19 protein-coding genes are annotated in these 16,466 nt (G+C 72.0%); 9 read left to right on the top strand and 10 right to left on the bottom strand.

Annotation, left to right across the window (positions count from 1 at the left end; translation table 11 throughout):
• Both ACIBVQ_RS12960 and ACIBVQ_RS12955 read right to left on the bottom strand, forming a co-directional pair.
• A partial coding sequence (locus ACIBVQ_RS12960; protein ID WP_362918650.1) for an NAD-binding protein occupies window positions 1-182 on the bottom strand: 182 nt, incomplete at its 3' end.
• Between the two features lie 90 nt (window positions 183-272).
• Window positions 273-2,456, bottom strand: a complete 2,184-nt coding sequence (locus tag ACIBVQ_RS12955) for a BTAD domain-containing putative transcriptional regulator (protein ID WP_399177453.1) — start codon at window positions 2,454-2,456, stop codon at window positions 273-275.
• 102 nt (window positions 2,457-2,558) lie between these two features.
• Between ACIBVQ_RS12955 and ACIBVQ_RS12950 the strand changes: the two genes are divergently transcribed.
• Window positions 2,559-3,011, top strand: a complete 453-nt coding sequence (locus ACIBVQ_RS12950; RefSeq protein WP_352015374.1) for a carboxymuconolactone decarboxylase family protein — start codon at window positions 2,559-2,561, stop codon at window positions 3,009-3,011.
• 25 nt (window positions 3,012-3,036) lie between these two features.
• Window positions 3,037-3,327 carry a hypothetical protein gene (locus ACIBVQ_RS12945; RefSeq protein ID WP_399177451.1) on the top strand — a complete coding sequence of 97 codons (291 nt, stop codon included), beginning with the start codon at window positions 3,037-3,039 and terminating at the stop codon, window positions 3,325-3,327.
• On the opposite strand, the gene ACIBVQ_RS12940 is transcribed toward ACIBVQ_RS12945, so the two are convergent.
• Entirely contained in the window at window positions 3,306-4,322 is a 1,017-nt protein-coding gene (locus ACIBVQ_RS12940) for a hypothetical protein (RefSeq protein ID WP_399177449.1), read from the bottom strand. The genes ACIBVQ_RS12945 and ACIBVQ_RS12940 overlap by 22 nt on opposite strands.
• 84 nt (window positions 4,323-4,406) lie before the next feature.
• Between ACIBVQ_RS12940 and ACIBVQ_RS12935 the strand changes: the two genes are divergently transcribed.
• Window positions 4,407-5,012 carry a TetR/AcrR family transcriptional regulator gene (locus ACIBVQ_RS12935; RefSeq protein WP_362918642.1) on the top strand — a complete coding sequence of 202 codons (606 nt, stop codon included), beginning with the start codon at window positions 4,407-4,409 and terminating at the stop codon, window positions 5,010-5,012.
• Here the strand turns inward: ACIBVQ_RS12935 and ACIBVQ_RS12930 are convergent.
• Window positions 4,991-5,851, bottom strand: a complete 861-nt coding sequence (locus ACIBVQ_RS12930; protein ID WP_386189720.1) for a LysR family transcriptional regulator — start codon at window positions 5,849-5,851, stop codon at window positions 4,991-4,993. The genes ACIBVQ_RS12935 and ACIBVQ_RS12930 overlap by 22 nt on opposite strands.
• An 82-nt stretch (window positions 5,852-5,933) precedes the next feature.
• Between ACIBVQ_RS12930 and ACIBVQ_RS12925 the strand changes: the two genes are divergently transcribed.
• Window positions 5,934-6,872, top strand: a complete 939-nt coding sequence (locus tag ACIBVQ_RS12925; protein WP_399177447.1) for an MBL fold metallo-hydrolase — start codon at window positions 5,934-5,936, stop codon at window positions 6,870-6,872.
• 1 nt (window position 6,873) lies between these two features.
• On the opposite strand, the gene ACIBVQ_RS12920 is transcribed toward ACIBVQ_RS12925, so the two are convergent.
• On the bottom strand, window positions 6,874-8,016 hold the full coding sequence (locus tag ACIBVQ_RS12920; protein WP_399177445.1) for a hypothetical protein: 1,143 nt from the start codon (window positions 8,014-8,016) through the stop codon (window positions 6,874-6,876).
• 178 nt (window positions 8,017-8,194) lie between these two features.
• Here ACIBVQ_RS12920 and ACIBVQ_RS12915 point away from each other — a divergent pair, with 178 nt between their 5' ends.
• The gene (locus tag ACIBVQ_RS12915) at window positions 8,195-9,421 is read left to right on the top strand and encodes a sensor histidine kinase (protein ID WP_399177466.1); all 1,227 of its coding nucleotides are present in this window, start codon (window positions 8,195-8,197) and stop codon (window positions 9,419-9,421) included.
• The gene (locus ACIBVQ_RS12910; protein WP_399177443.1) at window positions 9,409-10,071 is read left to right on the top strand and encodes a response regulator; all 663 of its coding nucleotides are present in this window, start codon (window positions 9,409-9,411) and stop codon (window positions 10,069-10,071) included. Before ACIBVQ_RS12915 ends, ACIBVQ_RS12910 begins: the two co-directional genes overlap by 13 nt.
• Window positions 10,072-10,134: 63 nt before the next feature.
• Here ACIBVQ_RS12910 and ACIBVQ_RS12905 read toward each other — a convergent pair whose 3' ends face one another.
• Both ACIBVQ_RS12905 and ACIBVQ_RS12900 read right to left on the bottom strand, forming a co-directional pair.
• On the bottom strand, window positions 10,135-10,485 hold the full coding sequence (locus tag ACIBVQ_RS12905; protein ID WP_399177441.1) for a hypothetical protein: 351 nt from the start codon (window positions 10,483-10,485) through the stop codon (window positions 10,135-10,137).
• Window positions 10,486-11,012: 527 nt separating this feature from the next.
• Window positions 11,013-11,357 (bottom strand): MerR family transcriptional regulator, encoded by a 345-nt coding sequence (locus ACIBVQ_RS12900; RefSeq protein ID WP_352015383.1) that lies wholly within the window; start codon window positions 11,355-11,357, stop codon window positions 11,013-11,015.
• A 90-nt stretch (window positions 11,358-11,447) separates the two neighbouring features.
• On the opposite strand from ACIBVQ_RS12900, the gene ACIBVQ_RS12895 reads away from it, so the two are divergent.
• Window positions 11,448-12,245 carry an aminotransferase class IV family protein gene (locus tag ACIBVQ_RS12895; RefSeq protein ID WP_399177439.1) on the top strand — a complete coding sequence of 266 codons (798 nt, stop codon included), beginning with the start codon at window positions 11,448-11,450 and terminating at the stop codon, window positions 12,243-12,245.
• A gap of 164 nt (window positions 12,246-12,409) precedes the next feature.
• Window positions 12,410-12,763: a hypothetical protein gene (locus tag ACIBVQ_RS12890; RefSeq protein WP_399177437.1), complete on the top strand. Its 354-nt coding sequence runs from the start codon at window positions 12,410-12,412 to the stop codon at window positions 12,761-12,763.
• Between the two features lie 195 nt (window positions 12,764-12,958).
• On the opposite strand, the gene ACIBVQ_RS12885 is transcribed toward ACIBVQ_RS12890, so the two are convergent.
• The 3 genes from ACIBVQ_RS12885 to ACIBVQ_RS12875 all read right to left on the bottom strand — a co-directional run bounded on the left by ACIBVQ_RS12885 (window position 12,959) and on the right by ACIBVQ_RS12875 (window position 15,203).
• Window positions 12,959-13,360 carry a hypothetical protein gene (locus tag ACIBVQ_RS12885; protein ID WP_399177435.1) on the bottom strand — a complete coding sequence of 134 codons (402 nt, stop codon included), beginning with the start codon at window positions 13,358-13,360 and terminating at the stop codon, window positions 12,959-12,961.
• An 85-nt stretch (window positions 13,361-13,445) separates the two neighbouring features.
• The gene (locus ACIBVQ_RS12880) at window positions 13,446-14,093 is read right to left on the bottom strand and encodes a response regulator (protein WP_399177433.1); all 648 of its coding nucleotides are present in this window, start codon (window positions 14,091-14,093) and stop codon (window positions 13,446-13,448) included.
• The gene (locus tag ACIBVQ_RS12875) at window positions 14,094-15,203 is read right to left on the bottom strand and encodes a sensor histidine kinase (protein ID WP_399177464.1); all 1,110 of its coding nucleotides are present in this window, start codon (window positions 15,201-15,203) and stop codon (window positions 14,094-14,096) included. It abuts the gene before it with no gap.
• Between the two features lie 131 nt (window positions 15,204-15,334).
• On the opposite strand from ACIBVQ_RS12875, the gene ACIBVQ_RS12870 reads away from it, so the two are divergent.
• The gene (locus ACIBVQ_RS12870; RefSeq protein WP_399177431.1) at window positions 15,335-16,366 is read left to right on the top strand and encodes a hypothetical protein; all 1,032 of its coding nucleotides are present in this window, start codon (window positions 15,335-15,337) and stop codon (window positions 16,364-16,366) included.
• Window positions 16,367-16,466: the final 100 nt, after the last annotated feature.

Here is a 16,466-nt window from a genome sequence, read left to right as displayed (position 1 = left end):
TGGGGATCGGTGGAGTCGGCGGTGACGACGTGCGGGATCCGCCCGGCGAGACTCTGCACGACCTTGGGCCGGTGGTCGATCGCCAGCACCTCCGTGCCCTGGCGGACGAGCTCAAGGGCGAGCGAGGTGCCGAACCTGCCCAGCCCGATCACCACCACCGGGTCGTCTCTCCTGTCAGTCAACGATGATCCGCTCCTCGGGAAGCCCGTGCCGACGGGCGCGTTCCTACAGGACAAGCGTGGCACCGATGACGAGGAGACCGGACGTCGGCTCTATCCCGCGTACTCCAGGAGGACCCGGAGCTCACCCGCCTCGGGAACGCCGAGTTCCTCGTAGAGGGCCAGCGCCAGTCGTCCGTGCTCGTCCACCTGGTCGTGGTCGCCGAGCCGCCAGTGGGTCCACGCCAGGTCGGCCAGCGCCCGCGCCTGGACCTCGCGGTCGCCGAGCGTACGGCTGCGCTGGAGCACCAGGGTGTACAGGGTGAGCGCGTCGTCGTGGTACGCGTACCGGTCGAGATAGGGCCGTATCACCATGGACAGCAGGCTGAGGCAGATCTCGGGACCGTGGACGGCCGTGGCGATGATGTTGGCGCGCTCGGCGTCGAGCCAGGCGAGCGCCTCGACGGCGTCGCGGACGGGCGGGACCGGGGTGGCGGGCCGTGGGACGCCCTCCCGCTCGGCGACGCCGTACGGGAAGAGCCGGTCCATGGCCGCGCGGGAGCGGTGCAGGTAGTAGGCGAGCAGCCGCATGACGGCGCCGTCGTCCTCGGCGATCGAACGCGCGTGCTCACGGAGCAGGTCGTGGAAGGTGTACCGGCCGGGTTCGAGCTGCAGGAGCATGTGGGCGTCGAGGAGGCTCTCAAGGAGGTCCTCGGCCTCCTCCTCCGGGATCCCGGCCAGCGCCGCCGCGCCGTACGCGTCGATGTCACGGCCGGGCACCAGTCCGAGCAGGCGGAACATGTGCCGTTCCCGCTCGTCCAGCTGCTCGTAGGAGAGGGCGAAGGCGGCCGAGACGCCGTCCAGGAGCCTGCGGTGGTCGCGCAGCCGTTCGGCCAGGTAGGCGACCGTCCAGCGCGGGCGGTGCTGGAGGCGGGCGGCGGCGATGCGGATGGCGAGCGGGAGGTACCCGCACAGGCGCAGCGTCTCGCCTACGGCCTCCGGCTCGCGCCGGGCGCGTTCCCCCACGATCCGCCCGAACAGTTCGGTGGCCTCCTCCTCGTCGAGCACCTCGACGGAGAGCGCGTGGGCGCCGTCCAGTTCGACGAGCCGCCGCCTGCTGGTGACCAGGACGAGGGTGTCGGAGTGTCCCGGCAGCAGGGGCCGTACGTGCTCGGCGTCCGCGGCGTCGTCCAGTACGGCGAGCACGCGGCGACCGGCCAGTTCGGCACGCCAGAGGGCGCCGCGCTCCGCCGGGGTGACCGGGATGCTCTCCGCGGGCACCCCGAGCTGGCGCAGCAGGGCCTCAAGCGCGGCGGCGGCGTCGACCGGTTCCCGGCCCGCGGTGTGTGCCCCCAGGTCGATGAAGAGCTGTCCGTCCGGGTAGCGTCCGGCCATCCGGTGGGCCGCGTGGACGGCGAGCGTGGTCTTGCCGATCCCGGCCATGCCGTCGATCGTGACGACCGCCGCTCCACGGCGTTCCCCCACGAGCCGCTCCACCTCAGCGACCCGTCCGGAAAGATCGGAGAAATCGGGAATGTCGTAGGGCAGGAAGGTCGACCGACGGGCCGGAGCCGAGGCCTCGGCAGCCGGGCGAAGAGACGGATCGTCCGCCAGAACCGCCCGCTCCAGTTCGACGAAGGCGTGCCCGGGGTCGAGCCCCTGTTCCTCCGCGAGAGCCGTACGGTAGGCGCGCGCGGCGGCCAGGGCGTCGGCCTGCCGTCCCGACCGGTGCAGGGCGAGGACGAGATGGCCGTTGAGCCTCTCGCGCAGCGAGTTGGCGCTCACCTGGGCGGCCAGCTCGTCGAGCAGGTCGTCGTGCCGCCCCGCGGCCAGCCCCTCCTCGGCCAGGCGCTCGTAGGCGGAGAGCCGCCGGTCGTTCCACAGCTCCCTGACGCCGGAGACGTAGTGCGCGTGCACGTCCTCAAGCGCCTCGCCGTGCCACAGGTCCAGGGCCTCGCGCAGCGCGCCCGCGGCCACCAGCTCGGTGAACTCCCCCGTGTCGACCTGCCCCGGCTCGGGCCGCGCGACATAGCCGCCCGCCCGCGTCTCCAGCAGCTGTACGGCTCCGGCGGCGCGCAGCGCCTTGCGGATCACGGTGATCGAGGCGTGGATCTGCGACCTGGCGGTGTCGGGCCGGTCGTGGCCCCACATCGCGTCGATCAGCCGCTCGATGCTGATCACCCGGTCGGCGTTGAGCAGGAGATAGGCCAGCACGGCCCGGTGACGTGGGGCGATGTCCGGCAGCGGGGCGCCGTCGACGGTCATCCGAACGGGACCGAGCAGGGTGAAGCGCAGCATCGTCCCCCCATCACCTCCACATCGCGAGTGCATAGCGAATCTATCAATACGGACATCCATCCTGATCTCACACCAACCGCAACGGAAGGAACGAGGAACACCATGGAAGCCCGTATGAAGAACCCCGCCTCGATCATCCCCGGCGTCATCAAGCCGATCCAGGAGCTGATCCAGGCCGCCCAGTCGCAGGGCCTCCCCCAGGAGCTCATGGAGATGATCCACCTGAGGGTCAGCCAGATCAACGGCTGCAGCTTCTGTGTGGACGCCGGTCTGAAGAACCTGCGCAAGCTCGGGGAGAACGAGGACCGCATCGGCCTGGTCGTGGCCTGGCGTGAGGCGCCGTACTACACCGACGCCGAGCGGGCCGCGCTGGAGCTGGCCGAGGCCTCGACCCGGCTGGCCGACCACTCCGACGCCGTCCCCGACGAGGTCTGGGACAACGCCGCCGACCACTTCGACGAGAAGCAGCTGGCCTCGATCCTGCTGATGATCGCCGTGACCAACCTCTTCAACCGGCTGAACGCCCCGATCCGCCAGGTCGCGGGCAGCTGGTAACCCCCACTTCCGAAGGAGAACAGACATGTCCGTGGTCCGCTCGCACCGCTACCACGTCGCCGACGGTGACCTTGAGGAGTTCCTCGCCCGCAGGGGCGCGCTGATCGAGGCCGTCAGGCAGGGGCACCCCGGCCTCACCCACGCCGTGCTGATCCGGCTTGAGGACGGCGTCTACACCGACACCTGGCACTGGGAGAGCGGTGCGCAGATGGGCGCCGCGTTCGCCTCCCTGCCCACCATCACCGAGGCCCCGCTGACCATGGCCCTCACCTCGGACGCCACCGCCTTGAACGGTCAGGTCGTCGACGAGCGCTGAACCCGGCTCCGGGTGAGGAGCGTCCCCTCCTCGACCATCCGCTCGACCGCGAGGGCCGGGTCGATCAACGCCTCCGGGGTGTACAGGCCCGGCGCCACGGGGTCTCCGCGCAGGCCGAGCAGCCGTTCGACGCCGAGGGCGACGCCGAGCGCGGTCAGCGGCCGCTGCCCCATGGGGTGCGTGATGTGGTGGGTCACGTCGAGCGGCGTCCCCTCGGGGCCGGTCCCCTCCAGGTCGATCCTGACCTCGACGGAGGCCGGTCCGCCGCGTCGCCTGCCCGAGGACTCGCCGACCACGAAGTCGAAGCGGACGTTCGGCGCGCCCGTCGCCAGCGCCAGGCTCGGCACGTCGGGGATGGCGACCGCCTGGCCGGGCAGTACGGTGCCGTCGGCGGTGAGCACCTCCACCTGGGCCTCCTGGCCGTCCACCCAGGTGAAGACACCGTCACGGCGCACCAGCCCCGCCGAGGTCGCGGCCATCAGGCGTTCCATGTCCTCGACGGCGGCCGGACCGCCCCCGTCCAGTTCGTCCAGCACCAGCGCGACCCTGACGGTGTGGAGCCGGTGGAACTCGCGGGCCAGCTCCAGCGCCGCGAGGACGACGAGTCCGGCACAGCCGTGGCTGGCCAGCAGGATCGGCGCGGCCGACGCCCGCTGGGCACCGGCGAAGACCTCCGGCGTGAGGTCCACCAGGCCGTTGGAGATGCTGAGGTACGGCAGCCCGCGTTCCTGCGCGTAACGCAGCCCGTTGAGGTGGGAGTCCCACACCGTCGCGACCACCGCCGAGCACTCCTGGCCGTCCGGCAGGCCGAGGTCGTCGCGCCGCAGGTCGAGGGGGACGGCCGTGGCGGTGCCGAGTTCGTCGGCGACCCGCCGCGCGCGGCCGGGATCGCGGCCCGCGACGACCAGCGGCAGCGCCGGGTACCACCGCCGGAGAACGGCCGCGGTGCCCGCGCCCGCCTGCCCGGAGCCGCCCATGATCAGTACCGGTTCCATCGGGTTTCCTCTCGTACGGCTAAGCTACGTTTTGTAGGCTACACGTTGTAGCTTAAGCTGGGACCGCGACGCAAGAGGAGGACGATGGCCACATCACCGACCCGCCTGTCCAAGCAGGAGAGACGGGAGCAGTTGCTGGAGACCGCTCTGGCGGTCGTGCGCGTCCAGGGCGCCGACGGCCTGACCCTGCCCACCCTGGCCGAGGCCGCCGAGGTGAGCAGGCCGATCGTCTACGACCACTTCGGCACCAGGAACGGCCTGCTGACCGCGCTCCACCGGCGGCTCGACGAGCAGCACCGGGCCGCGCTGACCCGCGCGCTGGGCGAGTCCCCGCCGACCGGCCCCGAGGTCGCCCGCGTCATGAGCGCGGCCTACTTCGCGTGTGCCACCGCCATGCCGGAGTTCAACGCCGTCACCGCCGCCCTGAAGGGAAACCCGGAGATGGAGGTGATCCAGCGCGAGATGCTCGACGACTACACCGACCTGATGGCCACCGCGCTCGCCCCGCACTCCGCCCTCGGCGTCCGGGCGCTCCGGCTGCGCTGTGTCGGCGTGCTCGGCGCGGCCGACGCGATCGCCGCCGAACTCAACCACGGGCGGACGACCCTCGACGACGCCGTCACCGCGCTGACCGACCTGATCGTGAGCGCCCTCTCCCAGCCCCTTCCTCAGGTCTCCCAGGCGCGGTAGACGGCCGTCGCGATCCGGACGAACGACCTGACCAGCGGGTTCGCGTCGCCCGTCCGCCAGGCCACGACCACACGGCTGGGCGCCATGTCGGCCAGCGGCACCACGGTCAGCTCCTCCGGCGGGGTGTGCCCGAGCGGGGACATCCCGACCGTGCCGTTCCAGAGCACGGCCTGCAGGCACTCCTGTACGGCGCGCACCACCGGACCCTCCCGGGGCTCGCCGCCGTTCCAGTAGGTCCGCCAGAGCGGATCGACACCGTCGGGGAACTGGAACCAGCGCCGCCCCGCCAGGTCGGCCAGGCTCAGCCGGTCGCGGCGGGCCAGCGGGTCGTCGGCGCGCAGCACCGCGCCGACCGGGTCGGCCCGCAGCTCACGCACCGTCAGACCGGTCTCGTCGAACGGCCCGCGCGTCAGGGCCACATCGACCAGCCCGGCGCGCAACCCGCAGGTCGGATCGGTCAGGTCGGTCTCCCGGACCCGGATCTCGACGTCCGGGTGCCTGCGGCGGTACGCGGCGGCCAGCCGGGTCGCGCCCCGGTCGGTGCCGTCGCCCAGGATGCCGACGGTGACGGTCGCGGCCCCCGCCGCGGCGGCCACCCGCACCCGTACCCGCTCCGCCTGTTCGAGCAGGACGCGCGCCTCGTCGAACAGCACCGCCCCGGCCGGAGTGAGCCGGACCCCCGAGGGGGAACGGTGGAACAGGACGGCGCCGACGTCGGTCTCAAGCCGCCTGATCGCCCGGCTCAGCGGCGGCTGGCTCATGTGCAGCCGGGCGGCCGCCCGGCCGAAGTGGAGTTCCTCGGCGACGGCCACGAAATACCGCAGCGTGCGTAGCTCCATGACCGGCGACGATACCCGCAGGGCATCGCCGCCACCCAACAGGACTTGGACCGCGAAGGCCTCACAGCGCTGCAATCAGGACATGACCCACGAACCCATACCCGACCCCGTCGTCCAGGTCTCCGGCGCCCAGGAGATCGCCCCCGGCCTGCTGGTGATCCCGAACCACCGGGCCGGGCTCGTACCCAACATCGGCGTCATCGGCGGCACGCGAGCCGTACTGGTCGTCGAGACGGGCATCGGCACCGCCAACGCCGAGCAGGTCCTCGCCTTCGCCTCGGAGGTGGCGGCGGGCCGCAGGCTGTACCTGACCACGACGCACTTCCACCCCGAGCACGCCTTCGGCGCGCAGGTGTTCTCCGGCGAGGCCACCTACCTGGTCAACCGCGCCCAGGCCGACGACCTCAGGACCAAGGGACAGGGCTACCTGGAGATGTTCCGCGGCCTGGGCGAGACCGTCGCCCGCCGCCTAGACGGCGTCACGGTGCCCGTCCCGGACCTGGTCTACGACGACGCCCACGACCTGGACCTCGGTGGTCGCACCGTACGGCTGCGCCCGACCGGCCGGGGCCACACGAGGGGCGACCAGGTGGTCGAGGTGCCGGACGCCGGTGTGCTGTTCACCGGGGACCTCGCCGAGACCGGGCAGTTCGCCATCTTCCCCTGGTTCCCGCCGTACGACACCGACGTCTCCGGTGTGGGCTGGCTGGCGGTGCTGGACCGGCTGGCCGCCGCGGGCCACAGGACCGTGGTCCCCGGCCACGGCGACCTCGGCGGCCCCGAGGTGCTCACCGGCGTCCGCGACTACCTGCGCGAACTGCGTGCGGAGACCTGGCTGCGACGCGACTCGGCGGCCGACGAGGCCGAGATCGTCGCCGAGGTCAGGGCCCTGCTCGTCGAACGGCACCCCGAGTGGACCGGCCACGAGTGGATCGAACGGGGCGTCGGCTGCCTGTGCGCCGAACACGCCGAGCACGCCGGGCACACGGAACACACGGGGTCCTCGGCGCACGCCGGGTGACCTATCGGGCCGTGAACCTCCGGGAGGAGCGGACCCGGCGGCCGAGCAGGGCCAGCAGGGCGGCCATGACCACGCCGACGGCCGCCAGGCTGATCCGGTCGGCCACCGTGTCGGTGTTGGAGACCAGCCCGAAGGCCGTGTGGGCGACCAGGGCCCCGGCCGCCAGGGCCAGGCTGTGCCCGTCGGTCCACAGCCCCCCGGCCGTCCAGCGGCGCAGCAGCCACCCGGCCCCCACGGCCAGTACGGCGGCGGCCGTCATGGGCGCCGCGACCCACCCGCCATGGGTGAAGAAGGGCCGGGTCGCACCCCCGAAGGGGAACAGCAGCGCCAGGTACCCGAAGACCACGACCACACCGAACCCCCCGGCCACAACGGGCCCAGGCGGTCCAGCCGGTCCGGTCGGCTTTGCCGGACCGGCCAGTCCGGTCCGTCCGGCTGGTTCGGCCGATTCGGTCAGCCCGACCGGTTCGGTCAGTCCGGTCGCTCCGACCGGGCCGGTCGGTTCGGTTGGTCTGGTCGGTTCGGTCGGTTCGGTCGGGGAGACGCCTGTGGGGAACCGCAGCCGCAGGCCCGCCGCCGTCAGCAGGGCGACCACGGCCGCGCATCCGGCCAGGACCGCCGCCGGAGCCCGGTAACCGGGGTCGATGCTCGTCACCACGGTCACCCGCAGCAGCAGCGCGCCCAGGACGAAGACCGTCCCGGCCGACCAGAGGCCCAGCCTGCCCAGATAGGGCCGCTCACGCAGCGAGGGGAAGACCAGGTCGGTCAGCAGGATCGGGATCACGGCGCTGAAGACCGCGTGGTAGGGGATCTGCAGCTCGGCGTAGGCGCTGTTCAGGCCCAGGATTCGGGGCGCCCACCCGGCGGCGCCGTACATCGTGGGGCTGCTCAGCGCCTGCAGGGCCAGGCCCTCCTCGACGACGCCGTAGGCTGGGCCGAGCAGCAGCACCCCGGCCCAGCCCGTCCCGGCCCGCCGTACCAGCTCGCGCACCAAAACGGTGCCCGCGCCGTAGATCGGGATCCACAGCGGCAGGATCCACGCCATGCGGAGCGGCGGGTTGCCGAGGGTGAACTCGGCCACGAGCGGTGTGACCACCGCGAGCAGCAACGCGGCCCGGCGGCCGCCTTTCCGGTTCGCTGTCATACGGCGATCGTGTTCCGCGCCTCCCCTCCGGGGCCTGTGCCTCCGGGCCTGTCCGTGGCAACCCGGGTGAGGAGTCGGCGGCGACCTCGGACCCACCCGTGGCAACCCAGGTAAGAGAGTGGCGGCGACTTTGGTTGCTGCCCACGGCCGATCCCCCCGATTACGCTGAACGCCCGTGATGGCAGACGTACGGCCCGGCCCCGCCAGGACCACCTGGGACCGGGCGACGCGGGTGGGCGGCCTGGTCTGCGCGCTGGCCTCGGCGGTCGCGGTCGTGTGGGGCGAGCTCGGCGGCACCTGGCTCCCCGTCGACGTGGCCGGTGGCGTGGTGGCGTGCGCCGCGCTGTGGCTGGCACGCCGCAGGCCCGCCACCATGGCGCTGGTTGCCGTGGCCATCTCGGTGCCCGCCGCCTCGGCGTCGGTCGCGGCGGGGGTCGCGACGCTGATGGCGGCCCTGTACCGGCGTTCGGCCGTCGCGGTCGGAGTCGGTGCCGCCTGGACGGCCGCGACGCTGACGCGCTTCTGGATCCGGCCGCCGGGGCTGGCGCCGTACCCGGTGTGGGCCCTGGTCGCGGTGCTGTTCGGGGTGGCGCTGACCGGGTGGGGGATGCTGGCGCGGGCCCGCCGTCAGCTCGTGCTCTCGCTGGTCGAACGGGCCCGCAGAGCCGAGGAGGAGCAGCGACGCCGCGCCGAACAGGCCCGCCACGCCGAACGCCTGGTCATCGCCCGTGAGATGCACGACGTGCTGGCGCACCGCCTCTCGCTGCTGGCGCTGCACGCCGGGGCGCTTGAGTTCAACGCGAAGGCCGACCCGGCCGAGGTGGTCGAGGCGGCCTCGGTGGTGCGCGCCAACGCGCACCAGGCGTTGCAGGAGCTGCGCCAGGTCATCTCGGTGCTGCGCGAGGCCCCCGTCCTGGCCGAACTGGACCTGCGGTCCCTGGTCGAGGAGGTACGGCGGGCGGGCGCCCGGGTCGAGTCGCACGACGGCGGAATACGGCTGCCCGACCTGCCGGGCGCCACGGCGCGGGCCGCCTACCGGATCGTCCAGGAGGGCCTCACCAACGCCCTCAAACACGCGCCGGGACGGCCGGTGGCCCTCCGTCTCGACGGCGCCCCCGGCCGGGGACTGACCGTCGAGGTCCGCAACCCCGTCGAAGCGTCCGGCCCCTTCCCCGGCTTCCACGACGAGAGGTCCTTGCCCGGCGCAGATGCCTTTCACGACTTTCCCGGCCCTTCTCGCTTCCCTGGCTTCCCCGGTTCACCTGGTTCACCTGGTGCTTCCGGCGAGGGTGCCGGGCTGGCCGGGGTACGGGAGCGGGCCGAGCTGGCGGGCGGCCGGGTCGAGCACGCCGGAGTCGAGGGCGGGGAATTCCACCTGACGGTCTGGCTACCATGGCCGGCATGACGGCCATACGCGTACTGGTCGTGGACGACGACCCGCTCGTCAGGGCGGGGCTGACACTGATGCTCAGGGGCGCCGACGAACTGGTCGTGGTCGGCGGGGTGGCCGACGGCGCCGACGTCGGGTCCGCGGTCGACGCCCACACGCCCGACGTGGTGCTCATGGACATCCGGATGCCGGGCCTGGACGGGATCGACGCCACCCGGCTGCTCCGGCGGCGGCCCGCCCCGCCGTACGTCATCATGCTGACCACGTTCGACGCCGACGAGCACGTCTTCGGCGCCCTGCGCGCCGGGGCCGACGGGTTCCTGCTCAAGGACACCCCGCCGGAGGGCATCGTGGACGCGATCCGCAGGGTCGTGGCCGGGGAGCCGATCCTGTCCCCCAGCGTGACCCGGCGCCTGATCGCCCACCTGGCGCCGGAGACGGACGACCGCCGCCGTGACGACGCCGACCGGCTGCTGTCCAGACTCAGCGGCCGCGAACGCGAGGTCGCCGCCGCGGTCGGCCGGGGCCTGTCCAACGGGGACATCGCCGCCGAACTCCACATGAGCGTCGGCACGGTCAAGGGCTACATCTCCCGCATCCTCACCAAGACCAACCTGGACAACCGCATCCAACTCGCCCTCATAGCCCACGACGCCCCTCGCTAGAGCACGCTCCCCTTCCCCGGGGCGTAGCCATGACCTCGTGACTCCGCGCTGGAAACCGCTGTCTCAGTCGCCCTGGGCCCAGGCGGCGACCGGGAGGGAGAGGTAGACGCCGAAGTCGGTCAGGCCGGTCGCGGCGCTGATGGCCTCGTGGAGGCCGTCCACCCGCTCCTGCCGGTCGGCCGCCCTGCTCTCGAACCACTTGGACCTGATCTCGATCACCACGTCCAGGCCACAGCGGTCAAACGGCCCCAGCGCCCGGAAACGGATCTCGACGTCGCCCGGCTGCAGGTCGCCGTCGTACGGCTCCTCAGGACACTCGACGGCCACGGACACCAGGTGCGGCAACACCTCCCCGAGCTCACGAAGCTTCGTCTCGGCGATGTCCGGTCGATGGGTGACCTCAACCAAAGGCATCAGAGCACTTTATTCTTTTGCGACGCCTTCGGCGTCGCGGGCTTGGGCGCTTCCGAGTCGGCGCTTTCCCTCGTCACTGTGTCTCTTTGCTCCGCCTGGCGGCGTCGCGGGCTTGGGCGCCCTGAGTCGGCGCTTTCCCTCGTCACTCCGTCGCTGCGCTCCTTCGCTCCTCAGTCCAAGCGCCGACGCGCCCAAGCCGTGTCTCTTTGCGACGCCTTCGGCGTCGCGGGCTCGGGCGCTTCGGGTCGGTGTCTTCCCTCGTCACTCCGTCGCTGCGCTCCTGCGTTCCTCAGTCCAGACACCGACGCGCCCAAGCCGACACTCCTCATGCACGGCACCGGTACCCCAAACCCTTTTCCTGGGGGGTGGTGTGTTCAGGCCGGGTTCCTTGTGATGTGGCCGGGTGGCGGAACGGGAGAACCCCCTGGAGGCCGGTTGGGTTCGTCCGGCGTTGAGGAGGGCCTTGATGTCGCTTTCTCGGTAGCGACGTTGGCGGCTGGGAGTTCTCGCCGAGGGGCTACGACCGGTCAGGGGGGTGTCAGGTAGGAGGCCAGGGTGCCCCGGTTGCGTTGGAGGCCGTCGATGCGTTCGTCCATGGCGGCCAGTTCGCCGTTCAGGATGTCCCACAGCTCCGCGCACCAGTCGAAGTCCGGGCGTTCACCCCGCGCGCACGGCAGCACGGAACGGATCACCTCGGTGGACAGACCGGCCTTCAGCAGAGCGCGGATCTGGCGCACCGTGACCACGGAGTCCTCGTCGTAGTGGCGGTAGCCGTTCGTCCCCCGGCCGGTGTCGAGCAGCCCCTGCTCCTCGTAGTAGCGCAGCGAGCGCGGGCTGGCCCCGGTTCTGCGGGACAGCTCCCCGATCAGCATGTGCCCCTCCCGGCGGGTTGACCCTTCCACTGGTGTGAAGCCCTAACGTCGCCCCAGGAACGGACATTCCACACACGTCTGGAGCGACACATGTCCTCTTTCGTTGTTCACCGTGACGGCCACGAGGCGAGCGCCGAGGAGCTGGCGCCACTCGCCTTCGCGGGCTACGCCCACTTCACCGCCATGCAGGTGCGCGAAGGACGGGTCCGGGGCCTCGACCTCCACCTGGAGCGGCTGAGGGTCGCCTCGATGGAACTGTACGGCCGGGCCCTGCCCGACGACCGGGTGCTGGCGGGTCTGCGGACGGCACTCCGGGCCGGTCCGGCCGACCTGTCGCTGACGGCCACGGTCTACTCCCCCGTAGGCGAGTTCACGCGGGCGGAGGCGGAGCCCTCGCTGCTGGTGCGCACCGGTCCTCCCGCGACCGCCCCGCGCGGACCGCTCGCCCTGACGGCGGTCGAGTACGAACGGGTGCTCCCGGCCGTGAAGCACGTCGGCGAGGTCGCCAAGACGTACTTCCTCCGTCAGGCCGTTGAGCGGGGCTTCGACGACGCCGCCTTCGTCGACCGCCGGGGACGGCTCAGCGAGGCGTCGATCTGGAACCTGGCCTTCTGGGACGGTGCCACCGTGGTGTGGCCCGACGCCGAGAAGCTGGGCGGGATCACGATGGGGATCGTACGGCGCCGCCTTGAACGCCTCGGTGTGCCCCAGCGCGTCCAGGAGATCACGCTCGACGACCTGCCCGCGTTGGCGGGGGCCGTGGTCATGAACTCCTGGTCACCGGGGATCGCGGTACACCGGATCGGCCCCGCCCCCCTGCCGGAGGCACCTGACTTCGTCGAGACACTCCATCGGGCCTACCGTTCGGAACCCCTCACGGCACCCTGAGGTTGTGTCCCCGGCATGCTCCTGTCGTGTCAGGAAATAATGGCGTGTGACGGAAAGGGGCGGCATTTGGCGACTCAGGGGGACCGGCTGCCGGTGGCTCCGGCCGATCCGCACCGGCCGCGCGCCGCCAGGGTCACCCAACCGCCGACCGTCGGACCGGAGAGGTGAGAAAGGCCCGCGCGCCGCGGCGGCCTGCGGAGATCCACGCCGCCGGGGAGCAGGTGTTCCGGTTCTTCCCGGACGGCGTCGTGCTCGACGTGCTGGTGAAGCCCGCTCCCGGCCCCGAGGAGGGGCGGGCGATCGCGACGTGGCTCAACCGGGACGCCCCGCTCGGGGGCGTCCATGTCGCCCGCTACGACCTGCGCGACGGGGTCGTCTCCTTCACCACGCGAAGCCACTTCCTGGACGGAGCCGTCGAGGCGCGGGGAACCTGGCGCGGGGGACGGCTCATCCTCGATCTGCGTGAGGCGGGCCGTACTCGGACCGGTGTGATCTTCACCCGCATCTGGCCCGCCTGAGCGGGGCACGCCGTGAGCGGTGTCCCGGGGCACAGGGCGGCCGCGGCGGTACGGGGTCACGTCCGGACGACGGGTTACCCAACCAAGGGAATCATCCCGGCCGGGTGGCCGGGAACGCGTCAGGTCAGTGGAGAGGACGCCCCGGCCGTACCGACCGGCGACACGTCCGTCCATGGCGGCCGGCTCGGCGGGACCTCAGCCGCCGATCCGAGCGGGCCGCCGACTCATCGTGACGACGATGGCGGCCGTGACGTAGAACCCGTCCGGGCTGATCTGCGTCACGCCGTTGAGACGAACCTCCCCGTCCCCCAACGTGAGCGTGTGGGCGTCGAAGTGGCAGTATTTGAGATCCTCATGCCAGATCCGTTCCAGCTCCGCCGCGATCTCCTCTGCCGAACGCCCAGACGCACTCCGGCACGTGGCCACGACCAGGCCGCCCGGGTCGTCGGTTCCGCGGACCCTCACCTTCTTCATCAAAGGTGACTGCCTGAGGTAGATGTCGAAATCGACCATCATGCCGTCGAGGTCGTGCCCGGCGCTGGGAAACGACTCGCGCATCACACGCTGCTTCACGGCGCCGAACTCGGAAGCCTTCATCGGAGCAGGGTCCCACGCGCGTCACAGCAAGATCAATTGTGGTCGGCATGCGACGGCGGATCGGGACGGAGACCCGGAGGGGCGTTCACGCCGGTTCCGCTCTGCCTGTCGCCCAAGCCCAGGCTGCGATGGCGACGCGGTTTCTGGCGCCGGTTTTGCGTTGGATGGTGGCGATGTGGTTCTTCACCGTGCCCGGGGAGAGGAAGAGCTCGGCGGCGATCTCGGCGTTGGTCCTGCCGTCCGCGAGGAGTTTGACGATGTCGTCCTCCCGTTCGGTGAGGGCGACGGCGGGCCTGCCGCGGTCCGGTGCGTCACGGGGCAGACCGTGGTCGCGCAGCAGCTGGACGGTGAGCTGCGGGCTGATGAGCATGTCGCCGTTCATCGCGGCCCTGACGGCCTCGACGAGTAGCGTCGGGCCGGAGCGTTTGAGGACGAACCCGGCGGCGCCGTGCCGCAGCGCCGCGTGGACGTACTCGTCGTGACCGAAGGTCGTGACGACCACCACGTGGACGGTGGTGTCGGCGAGGGCCCGGACCACCTCGATGCCGTCGGCGCCGGGCATCCGGATGTCGGCGAGCACGACGTCGGGTTCGATCGCCCTGGCGGTGTCGATCGCGGTACGGCCGTCGGCGGCCTCGGCCACGACGGTCATGTCGGGCTGGGCGTCGAGGATCATTCGGAAGGCGCTTCTGATGCCTTCCTGGTCGTCGGCGACGAGGATGCGGATGGACACTCAGGTGATTGTGCCAGCGGCCCCTCCGTTCCCCGAAGGGAGCGGCGTCGTGGAGGGCAGGCCTGGCCCTGGGAAGGGCAGGGACGCGGTCAGCGACCACCCGCCCGGTACGGATCGGGTGCGCAGTTCGCCGCCCTGTTCCCGGACGAGTCCGGCCAGACCGGGCAGGCCCAGCCCGCTGCGCCTGCCGCTCCGCGTCCGTGTCACGCCGTCGTTGGTCATCATGACCTCCAGCGTGCCGGACGGCCCGGCGACGACGTCCAGGTCGACCCGTCCGGCCTGGGGGGCGTGCCGCCGGACGTTGGTCAGCCCTTCGACCACGATCCGGTAGGCCAGGGCCGCGACCTCCACCGGAACCTCCGCCCGCTGGTCCAGGCGCAGGTGGACCGTCGCCGGGCCCGCGGCCGAGAAGCGGTCGGCCGCCTCGCGGATGTCGCCGAGCCCCCCGGTGAAGGTGACGGGCCGGTCGTTGTGCAGCATGTCGAGGGTGCGGTCCAGCATCGACATGGCCCGCTGGCCCGCCGCCTCGACACGTTCGAGCGCCCGTAGCGGATCGCCCGTGACCCCGCCCGCCTGGGCGTGCGCCACCATCTCGCTGATGTCGTGGGCGACGAAGTCGTGCAGGTCTCTGGCCAGCCGAAGCCGCAGCACGGTGCGGGCGTCGACCACGGCGCGGGCCTGCCGTACGTCGAGGAAGCGCAGGTAGCCGCCGGCCCCGGCGGCCAGGAGCGACCCCACCCCCCAGAACGCGCACGCGCCGACCGCCTCAAGCAGCGAGACGGGGGTCAGGAAACGCAGCGACCAGACGGCCGTGGCCACACCGGCCGTCAACGCGGCGGGCACCGCCCTTCGCACCGGCGCGTACCGGACGACCAGGCCGACCAGCGCCATGAGCGCCAGGTTCTCGGCCAGTTCCAGCAGCGCGGCGACCGGCTCGGGCCGTACGCCCGCGATGACGTGGGCCGACGTGACGGCCAGCGAGACGGCCGCCGCCACCAGCGTCAGGGCGGGCAGGCGTCCCGGCGAAGGCCGCGACAGCACCGTCGTCGCCGCCGCGACCGCGACGGCCGCCAGCGAGGCCAGTGGCGACAGCGAGACGGCGATCAACATCAAGCTCACCGCGACCACGATACGTGTCCCGTTTCGCCCGATTCCAGGTGCCGTTCGGCACCCTTCCTCCCGGTTGAAGGTGCCGAACGGCATCTGGGCCCGCGGGGTGCCGCACGGCGAGGCTTGGCCACATGAGATCCGTTGCTCCCGCCTGGCGGGGTTACACGGCCGCGCTGTGCGCGCTGGCCTACGGCGTGCTCGCGGCGGCGTGGGTGCTTGGACTACCCGGTTATCCCTGGGGTACCGGCGATCCGAGTCAGAACAGGCCGATGTCCGCCCTGGGCGGCACGACACCCCAGTTCGGCTGGTGGATCGCCGCGTTCTTCCTGGTCGCCGCAGGGACGGCGCTGGCGCTCGCCCGTGGGGGCGACAGCCGGGTGCCGTTGTTCCTGGCCTGGCCGATCGCCGTGATCCTGATCCTGGTGGTGCCCGACTCACGGCTGATGATGGGTGTGGCGTACACACCGTTGATGCTGGCCCTGCCGCTCTTCGGCGGGGATCTGGACGGCAGGACCATCGCCGACGTCTGGCCGTGGCCCGTCGTGAACCAGCTCCTTCCCCTACTGTGCGGGCTGCTGCTGGCCGCCGCGGCGCTGGCCTACGACCGCCGCCAGGTCATGAAGAGCTGGTTCACGCCGCGCCGGGGACGCACGGCCGTGTACGTGGCCGTCGCGGTGCCCCTGTTCTACTGCGTCACCCGGTGGGCGTGGGCGCTGGACATCCCGCTCGGGGTGACCTCGAAGTTCCTGCGCGGCAGCCCGAAGGCCCTGTGGCTGGTCGGCGCCTACCTGGCGACCTTCGGCGCGCTCGGTGGCGTGCTCACCCTCGGCCTCGTCCAGCGGTGGGGGGAGATCTTCCCTCGGTGGATTCCCTTCCTGCGCGGCAGGCGGGTGCCGCCCATGCTGGCGGTCATCCCGGCCTCAACCGTGTCGATCATCATCACCGTGGCGGGACTGACCTACCTCCGGCTCGCGGGCACGGGTGTCTTCACCATGGAGCTGTGGGCCGCGTGGCTGCCGGAGTGCTTCTGGCCGATCTGGGGTGCCGCGCTGGGCGTCGCCACCGTCTCCTACCACCTGCGCCGCAGAAACGACCCGCGCCGCGAGGGCGACGCGAGGACCACGGCCATGGCGGGTGCTCTCGACGCCGCCGGGGGCCGGTGAGCCGTCCGGGAGATGGGGGCCGGACGGCGGCCTTCCTATCGTTGCGGTAACCGAGGGAGGCGGGGTTAGCGTCTGGACACGTCCAGCGAGACCAGGCGAA

Source organism: Streptosporangium sp. NPDC049376, from assembly GCF_044466505.1.
Lineage (GTDB): Bacteria > Actinomycetota > Actinomycetes > Streptosporangiales > Streptosporangiaceae > Streptosporangium.
Note: the sequence above shows the minus strand (reverse complement) of the source record. Positions and strands in the feature narration are given on the sequence as shown.